Annotated in this window: 5 protein-coding genes and 1 pseudogene; 5 read left to right on the top strand and 1 reads right to left on the bottom strand. The window is 41.3% G+C overall.

What is annotated here, in order from left to right:
- Positions 1–1339: pseudogene (locus KDK17_RS16515) on the top strand (hypothetical protein); the annotation flags it as partial.
- 2 nt (positions 1340–1341) lie between these two features.
- The gene (locus KDK17_RS16510) at positions 1342–2595 is read left to right on the top strand and encodes an RNA-binding domain-containing protein (protein WP_257288570.1); all 1254 of its coding nucleotides are present in this window, start codon (positions 1342–1344) and stop codon (positions 2593–2595) included.
- A 238-nt stretch (positions 2596–2833) separates the two neighbouring features.
- Here the strand turns inward: KDK17_RS16510 and KDK17_RS16505 are convergent, their stop codons facing one another.
- Positions 2834–3712 carry a protein kinase family protein gene (locus KDK17_RS16505; RefSeq protein ID WP_257288569.1) on the bottom strand — a complete coding sequence of 293 codons (879 nt, stop codon included), beginning with the start codon at positions 3710–3712 and terminating at the stop codon, positions 2834–2836.
- Between the two features lie 403 nt (positions 3713–4115).
- Between KDK17_RS16505 and KDK17_RS16500 the strand changes: the two genes are divergently transcribed.
- The 3 genes from KDK17_RS16500 (at position 4116) to KDK17_RS16490 (ending at position 7199) form a co-directional block, all read left to right on the top strand.
- Entirely contained in the window at positions 4116–5015 is a 900-nt protein-coding gene (locus KDK17_RS16500) for a hypothetical protein (RefSeq protein ID WP_257288568.1), read from the top strand.
- Between the two features lie 169 nt (positions 5016–5184).
- A complete protein-coding gene (locus KDK17_RS16495) occupies positions 5185–6021 on the top strand; it encodes a hypothetical protein (RefSeq protein ID WP_257288567.1) in 837 nt (278 codons plus the stop codon).
- A gap of 290 nt (positions 6022–6311) precedes the next feature.
- Entirely contained in the window at positions 6312–7199 is an 888-nt protein-coding gene (locus KDK17_RS16490; protein WP_257288566.1) for a hypothetical protein, read from the top strand.
- Positions 7200–7286 lie beyond the last annotated feature (87 nt).

Here is a 7286-nt window from a genome sequence, read left to right as displayed (position 1 = left end):
TGTTGCAAAGTTACCAAAACTGGAAGATCAGGCAGGACAATTCCAATCATTGGGATTAGAAAAAAAGCTGGAAGCTATTCCCAGACTGGAAAAGGAAAAGCAGCTCACTCAGCGTGTAGAGGATGAGTATTCCGAGCTTGATGAAGGATTGAGGGTTGCTCTGGATTCCTTACCTGATGTCCAGTTCTTGAGTGATCAGGCTCTTGATGGATTGCCACATAAAAAATTATTGAGTTCTCAGAGGCTGCTGCTTGAAGAACTAGGAGTTGACATTCGAAAGTTGCTGGAACAAGCAAGAGAGAAATGGACGGCTGCATGTGGTAAGAAAGACGCTCTGAAGAAAGGATTGTCAGAGCAAATCAGGGCCGATGAGGAAGCCCTGACAAAAGAGTTCAAGAAGATACCTGCCAGTCAGGGCAAGAGTGGCAGGGAAATAGGTGAACTCTACCAGACGATTTTGAAAGAAATTGAGAGCATTCGTCCCAAAACACAGTCTCTGAAGCATAGGAAAGAACAAATAAGAGTTCTTTATGAACGTAGAAAGAGTCTTTTGTCTGAACTGAGTGAGGCTCAGGTTCAGCTGTCCAGTAATGCAACGAGAAATCTCAGGAAATTGAACAATAGGTTAAGAGGAAAGCTGAAGGTAGATCTGGCTGTGGCTGAGGACAGGCAGAACCTGTTTGACTTTGTATTGTCGTTTAATTTGGAAGGTATCGGTGCCAAGCGTTTAGAGTGGCTCAAAGAGGGACAGTTTTCTCCGGAGAGTTTGGCTGGCACTATACGTCAGGGAACAGATGCTCTGCAGAATTCTGGCTGGGAGATCACTCCCACAGTCGCCAGCGCTCTTGTCACTCTCTCTGAAAAGCAGTTGCTTGAATTAGAAGAGGTGCAGTTGTTGGACAAAAAAGTCATCGAACTTAATGTAGCCCATGAGGGGCAAGCTGAAGATTACCGACATATTGATGACCTTTCAGTAGGGCAGCAATGCACGGCTATATTGCATATGCTACTACTGAATAACCAAGACCCCCTCATCCTGGATCAGCCAGAGGATAATTTGGACAACGCTTTTATTGCTGACAGGATTGTCGCTGAACTACGAAAGGCTAAGCTGGAAAGGCAGTTTATTTTTGCCACACATAACGCCAATATCCCTGTTTTTGGCGATGCGGAGTGGATTGGCGTCCTTCAAGTCAATCCAGAAGAACGCAGGGCAGAGATCCCCCTCGAACTTCAGGGAGCTATAGATGTGGAACCTGTTCAGAAATTTGCGGCTGATATTCTCGAAGGAGGGAAGGCTGCTTTTAATCAACGTCGTGAAAAGTACGGATTCAATTGAACATGCTGAAATCAGAGCTACTGGAAATTATTGCCAATGGCGAAAACTCAGGCGTTGAATTTAAGCGGGATGATATTCGTCCCGAGCAGCTTGCTGTAGAAGTGGTAGCAATGGCTAACCTCAAAGGAGGTATGCTGCTAATGGGAGTGGAAGATGATGGCTCCATCAGTGGTATAGAACGAGACAAACATGAAGAATGGGTAATGAACGCTATCGCAGATAAAGTTCATCCCATGTTACTGCCTTATTACGAAGAAGTTCAGCTTGATTCTGACCATCGTATTGCTGTGATCAGCTTTACAGAAGGGGTATCAAAACCCTATGTACTTAGACATAAAGGCCGTGAAGATGTCTTTATTCGAGTCGGTTCAACATCCAGAAGAGCTTCAAGAGAGCAGCAGGCAAGATTGTTTGCCTGCGGCGGAGTGCTACATACCGAAGCTTTGCCTGTAGCAGGCTCCAGCTATAACTCTCTGGATCAAGAACGACTGTCTGATTATCTGAAAAATGTTCTCTCAGAGCCTGATATTCCCCAGAATAAGTCTTCCTGGATTAATCGGTTAGTTGGTTTAGGGTTTATGACTGAAGGTGTCAGCTCTCCAGTTTGCACCGTTGCGGGTATGGTATTGTTTGGTATTTCCCCCAGACGTTATTTGAGGCAGTCTGGAATCAGGGTGATTGCTTTTGATGGAGAAGATAAAACTTATCAATCCAAGATTGACAAGAGACTGGATTTTCCACTGGTAGGGCTCTGGAAAGAAGATGAAGCCGGTGAGCGAAGTCTGTCAGAGATACACTATGGACTTATTGAGAAGCTGATTGACCTGATTGAACCCTATATAGGCGAAGAGTCTGGAGAAATAGACAGTCATTTTCGCAGGGAAAGGCGTTGGTACTACCCTAAAGCAGCCGTAAGGGAGCTGGTTATTAATGCTCTTGCACACAGAGACTGGACACGATCTGTCGATATTGAAATAGGAATATACAACGATCGTCTGGAATTGATTAGCTCAGGCACCTTGCAGAATTCTATGACTGTCGAAAAAATGCTAGCTGGACAGCGTTCCCCGAGAAATCCGATTATAGTCGAAGTTCTGAGGGACTATGGCTATGTAGAGGCCAGAGGAATGGGTGTGCGAACTAAAATTGTACCTCTCCTAAAGCAACACAATGGGAACAAACCGTGCTTTGAATTGACAGAAGACTACCTCAAGACAACCTTCTACAAGGGAAAGCAACCGGCGGCAGAGTCCTGAGTTAAGCTCACCTATTCCCTACTGTGTCAGAAGTGGTGTCCCGTTTATTAATTGACCAACTAATAAAACACTGGGTGGTAGACAGGTAACTTCGGGACAAAACATTAAGCAGTGGCCTAAAGACAGCATGGTCATTATTTGAGTATCTGTTTTTCAGAACCCCGTGGAACATATCCAATCCAAGCCTGAATAGAGCCTTGGCGGGCCTTCAGTGCTTATTCAGATGATTCTATAGGTTCTAAAAAACAAGCTCGCACCTGGGTGAAACATTGTCTCGTTCTTTTATAATTTGTTTTTGAATAGACTTTTCATTTATGAAACTTCTGCTTAATAATTGTCGTGTTTCTAAAGGAAGTTGATCATGCCAGATATCAGGGTTTTCAGATAAAGCTTTTGCATCAGACTCGTTAAAATCATCTGATAAGAAAGCACTGCCAAACTTAGAATGTAACTCGTAATATTTATCGCTTATAGCGCCGCATTTCATTTTCAACTGTATCGCTGATAAAAATAGTGCGGCATTAATAAGTCGTGATGATGGATGACTATAAAAAGGTGATTCTTTTTTAAAGATGTGATCAAAATCGATTAATTTTATTTTATTTTTCAGGCAAACCATATTTTCAAGCTTGAAATCCCTGTGAGAAACGCCTATCAAATCAAGATGATTTAAAATTTCAAGAACTTGAAAAATAATTTCATGAAATTGTGCAACTGATAAATTTGAAAAGTTTTCTTTTAAAAATTGATCGAAGCTAATTTTTCCTAACTCCATCACAATATACATTTTATTGTCTTCTTCCAGAACACCAAAGTATTCAATAATATTAGGATGGGGGTTAGCTATTAAAGACTGTATAGAGTTTTTCTCATCAATAGCACTCTCCGCTTTCCAACCTATCAAAGGAATAACTTTTATAGCTATATCACATTTACGTTCGGTTATACACTTCGACTGATACACATCGCCGCATGCGCCATCACCCAGTTTGTCTTTAAACTCGAACATATGGGCTTTTGGTATAGTGCCCTGTGCAAAACCATGAAAACACTTTTCTTGACTTTTACTTTCTGCGTCAATTTTCATCCTTTTGGTTGGTAAGCTTACAATATCCATATTAATTCCCTGGTTTAATCCGCACTTCAATAATCGGACTCCAGATGAAGAATTTAGTTCCATAAACGGTATGACCTAGCCTTTCTCCCGCTCTCCTCACACCACTGCCGTGTGGGTCCGCACCGGGTTCAATGCTGGTTAAAGTTACTGTCGTCGGATACAGCGGGTTTACGATAAAACCGGAGACCTTTTGGAATTGCAGGTAAGCTGCTTATGCCAATCGTTTTCAAAAATTAGACAGAAATCATTAACATCAGAATACACTCTTCATAGACATGGGAGCTTCTGTTATCTATTTTTAGTCTGCAACGGAAAGATAGCTAGATTCCGGGGCGTTCCCCCGTCTTTTTAAAATAGAACTAACGTTCAATAAACTTATTGCCAGAAAAAAGGCCTGATAAAAATGAAGCAATGTATTCGTTTAATTTTAGTATTGGTTACGATGATGCTCCCTTGTACAGGGTATTCTGGAGATGATAGATTCGACGCTCTCCTGCCATTAACAGCATTAAGTCTCATGCAAATATTCAAAACCTTTACAGAGGGAGACTCTACCAGCAGCTTTTTCAATCTCGAAGGGATTCAAGTATGGTCATTTAACAGGGATCACTATTCATCCGATGGGTGGACTGACGAGCAGACTGTTGATGGTATACTGACAGTGTCCGCTACGTTTCATCAGGCAACTCCAATGGATGCTACCGCTGACCTGCAACCCCGATCTTCAAATTTCATTGATATGGGGGCTGGCATTAGCGCTTACTTTTCGTATGTTTTGCCATTATTGACTGAATATTTTCGGTCTCAATTCAACCCTGATAGAGTTTATTATCTGGATCGAGCCAATCTTGAACGTCATCAAGGAACAGCAGTAGACGATGACCCTGATGGTTTTGATGACGACCATGATGTCAGTGATGATGAAGGAAAAGCTTCAGAAAAAGAGACTGGAGCAAGAGCAATCAACAAAGAGTGTGAGTTTTTTAAGTGTGAGTATGATGATTGCAGTTCTGTATCTGATACCCCTGAAAATTGGAAAGCTCATGTAATCAGTGACATGAAAAAAGGCACGATCACTTACCAAGCTTCATTGTATTATTCAGGTTTTCTCAGGCCAGCTTTTGGGCCTGAGCCAAGTCCTGAACAAAAAGATATGTATGAAAAACAATGTGATAGAGATGAAGAACTATGCGAAGATTTGATTACACAGACACGTCGTTGCATTGATCTATTCAACAACGGGCTTGATGAAGGGCTAAGCGAGTATCTGCCCTCTGACCCGAACCTCCCGTATCAGGATTGATGTCGCCTTTTTTGATCCATAAGTCTCAATAGTTAGCAGCTTTTCCCCCGTCGCCGCCTGCGGCGGCGCGGCGTAACCACCCACTGAAACGTTTGCTAACTATTATGTTTTGAACTTTATGCATGGTATTGACTCTGAATAGTGAAATAAATGAAAAAGGAGTTTCACCATGACGACACCGGTCAGCAATGTTACAAATAAAGGGTTGCTCTCAACAATAGAGGTAGCCAAAAAACAGAGCACTTTCGATTCACATAAAGCTGGAGCAACATTTTATAACAGGTCTGTGGAATGTGTAGAGCCATCAGTATCTATAAAAATTGATAGATCCAAAAACAGGTGCACTACTCTTAAAGGACTGGCTCAGAGTCATATGGGCATGAGAGAGGTGACATTAAAGTATATTCCTTTTGAAATAGACGGCACCATTTTTAATTGTATCAATGGCAATGAAAGAGATAATGAGCTGGCAGAAAAAATGATGGTGATTAGTGATGACTGCTCAAAAAGTTCTTTCTCTTTTAACATTAAAACAGAAGATGGCAATCACGAGTATAAGCCTTCACACTTCTGGCAAGAACAACTACTAAAATGTATAAATGCAGGATTGCAAGTTTTTTTCGATGACTGCCCCCCAGATAAAGTGGTTCCTCTGTTAGCAAACAAGACTGTTGGTAATATTTATAAAGGTAAAAAAATCCCAACAACTTGCTTTCAATTTGTTAACTTTATGGAATTTAATTCAAATTCATTTCAAGATAATTTCCGCATAGAACTTACAATCTTAAAAAATTCAAAGATAGAGAATCAATTCATTCCTGTTGCAATTTTAAACAACAACGAAATCGTTCATATATTTATTCACATTGGAGATGATGTTTGTATAGGTAAATTGGGAGGTGAAAATATTTTTTTCCATACTGCTGAAGATATATTGAATCATTATCAAGAATCTTTTGAAAATCCTTTGACTTTAGCAATTGCAAATATTAAACCTTTACCCTAGTTGTGTGGCACATAAGTCACTGTCCAACTTTTATTGATTAATCAGCAACCTGGAAAACTAACCTGACACAGTGGGTTTTTGGTATTGTAGGTAAGTGGCTTATGCCAATCTTGTTTAAAACCAGACAGAAACCATCAATATCACTGAATACACTGGTCATAGACACGGGAGCCTCTGTTATCTATTGATAGTCAGCAGTCGAGAGATTGCTAAATCGCGGGAGTTTCCCTGTCTTTTTGGAATCGAACTCATGTTCAATAAACTTATTGCCAGTAAAAAGGCTTGATAATATGAAACAATGTATTCGTTTAATTTTAGTTTTGGTTACAGTGATGCTCCCCTGTACAGGGTATTCTGGAGACGATAGATACGACGCTCTCCTGCCATTGACAGCGTTAAGTCTCATGCAAATGTTCAAAACCTTTATAGAGGGAGGCTCTTCCAGCAGCCTTTTCAATATCGAAGGGCTTCAAGTATGGTCATTTAACAGGGATCACTATTCATCCGATGGATTTTTAGCAACTGACGAGCAGACTGTTGATGGTGTACTGACAGTGTCCGCTACGTTTCAGGCGACTCCATCGGATGCTGCCCCTAGCCAGCAACTCCGAATATCAAATTTTCTTGATATGGAAGATAGCATTAGCGCTTACTTTTCGTCTGTTTTGCCATTATTGACTGAGTATTTTCGGTCTCAATTCAACCCTGATAAAGTTTATTATCTGGATCGAGCCAATCTTGAACGTCATCAAGGATCAGCAGTAGTCGCTGGCCCTTATGATTCTGATGACAACTATGATGCCAGTGATGATAAAGGAAAAGCTTCAGAAAAAGAGACTGGAGCTCGGGCAACCAACAAAAAGTGTGAGTATGATGATTGCAGTCCTGTATCTGAAGCTCCTGCATATTGGGAAACTGTTATAATCGGTGACCTGAATAAAGGCACTATTGTTTACAAAACCAAACTCTATTATTCAGGTTTTCTCAGGCCAGTTTTTGGGCCTGAGCTAAGCCCTGAACAAGATGAGATTTATGAAGAACAATGTTTTCGTAATGAAGAACCATCCGAAGATCTGATTACACTGACACGTCGTTGCATTGATCTATTCTTCGGCGGGCTTGATAAAGGGCTAAGCGAGTATCTGCCCTCTGAACCGAACCCCCCGCATCAGGATTGATGTCACCTTTTTTGATCCATGAGTCTCAATAGCTAGGAGGCTGACCGAGAATAGACTGCCCTACTGCGGCGGCAGCAAATTGGTCTG

This window comes from Endozoicomonas sp. SESOKO2 (assembly GCF_024606245.1).
Classification (GTDB): Bacteria; Pseudomonadota; Gammaproteobacteria; order Pseudomonadales; family Endozoicomonadaceae; genus Endozoicomonas_A.
Note: the sequence above shows the minus strand (reverse complement) of the source record. Positions and strands in the feature narration are given on the sequence as shown.

What these genes read in the sequence shown, in the direction of transcription:
- KDK17_RS16490 (WP_257288566.1), top strand. Translation starts at nt 6,312, where the DNA reads ATGAAACAATGTATTCGTTTAATTTTAGTTTTGGTTACAGTGATGCTC.
- KDK17_RS16500 (WP_257288568.1), top strand. Translation starts at nt 4,116, where the DNA reads ATGAAGCAATGTATTCGTTTAATTTTAGTATTGGTTACGATGATGCTC.
- KDK17_RS16505 (WP_257288569.1), bottom strand. Translation starts at nt 3,712, where the DNA reads ATGGATATTGTAAGCTTACCAACCAAAAGGATGAAAATTGACGCAGAA.
- KDK17_RS16495 (WP_257288567.1), top strand. Translation starts at nt 5,185, where the DNA reads ATGACGACACCGGTCAGCAATGTTACAAATAAAGGGTTGCTCTCAACA.
- KDK17_RS16510 (WP_257288570.1), top strand. Translation starts at nt 1,342, where the DNA reads ATGCTGAAATCAGAGCTACTGGAAATTATTGCCAATGGCGAAAACTCA.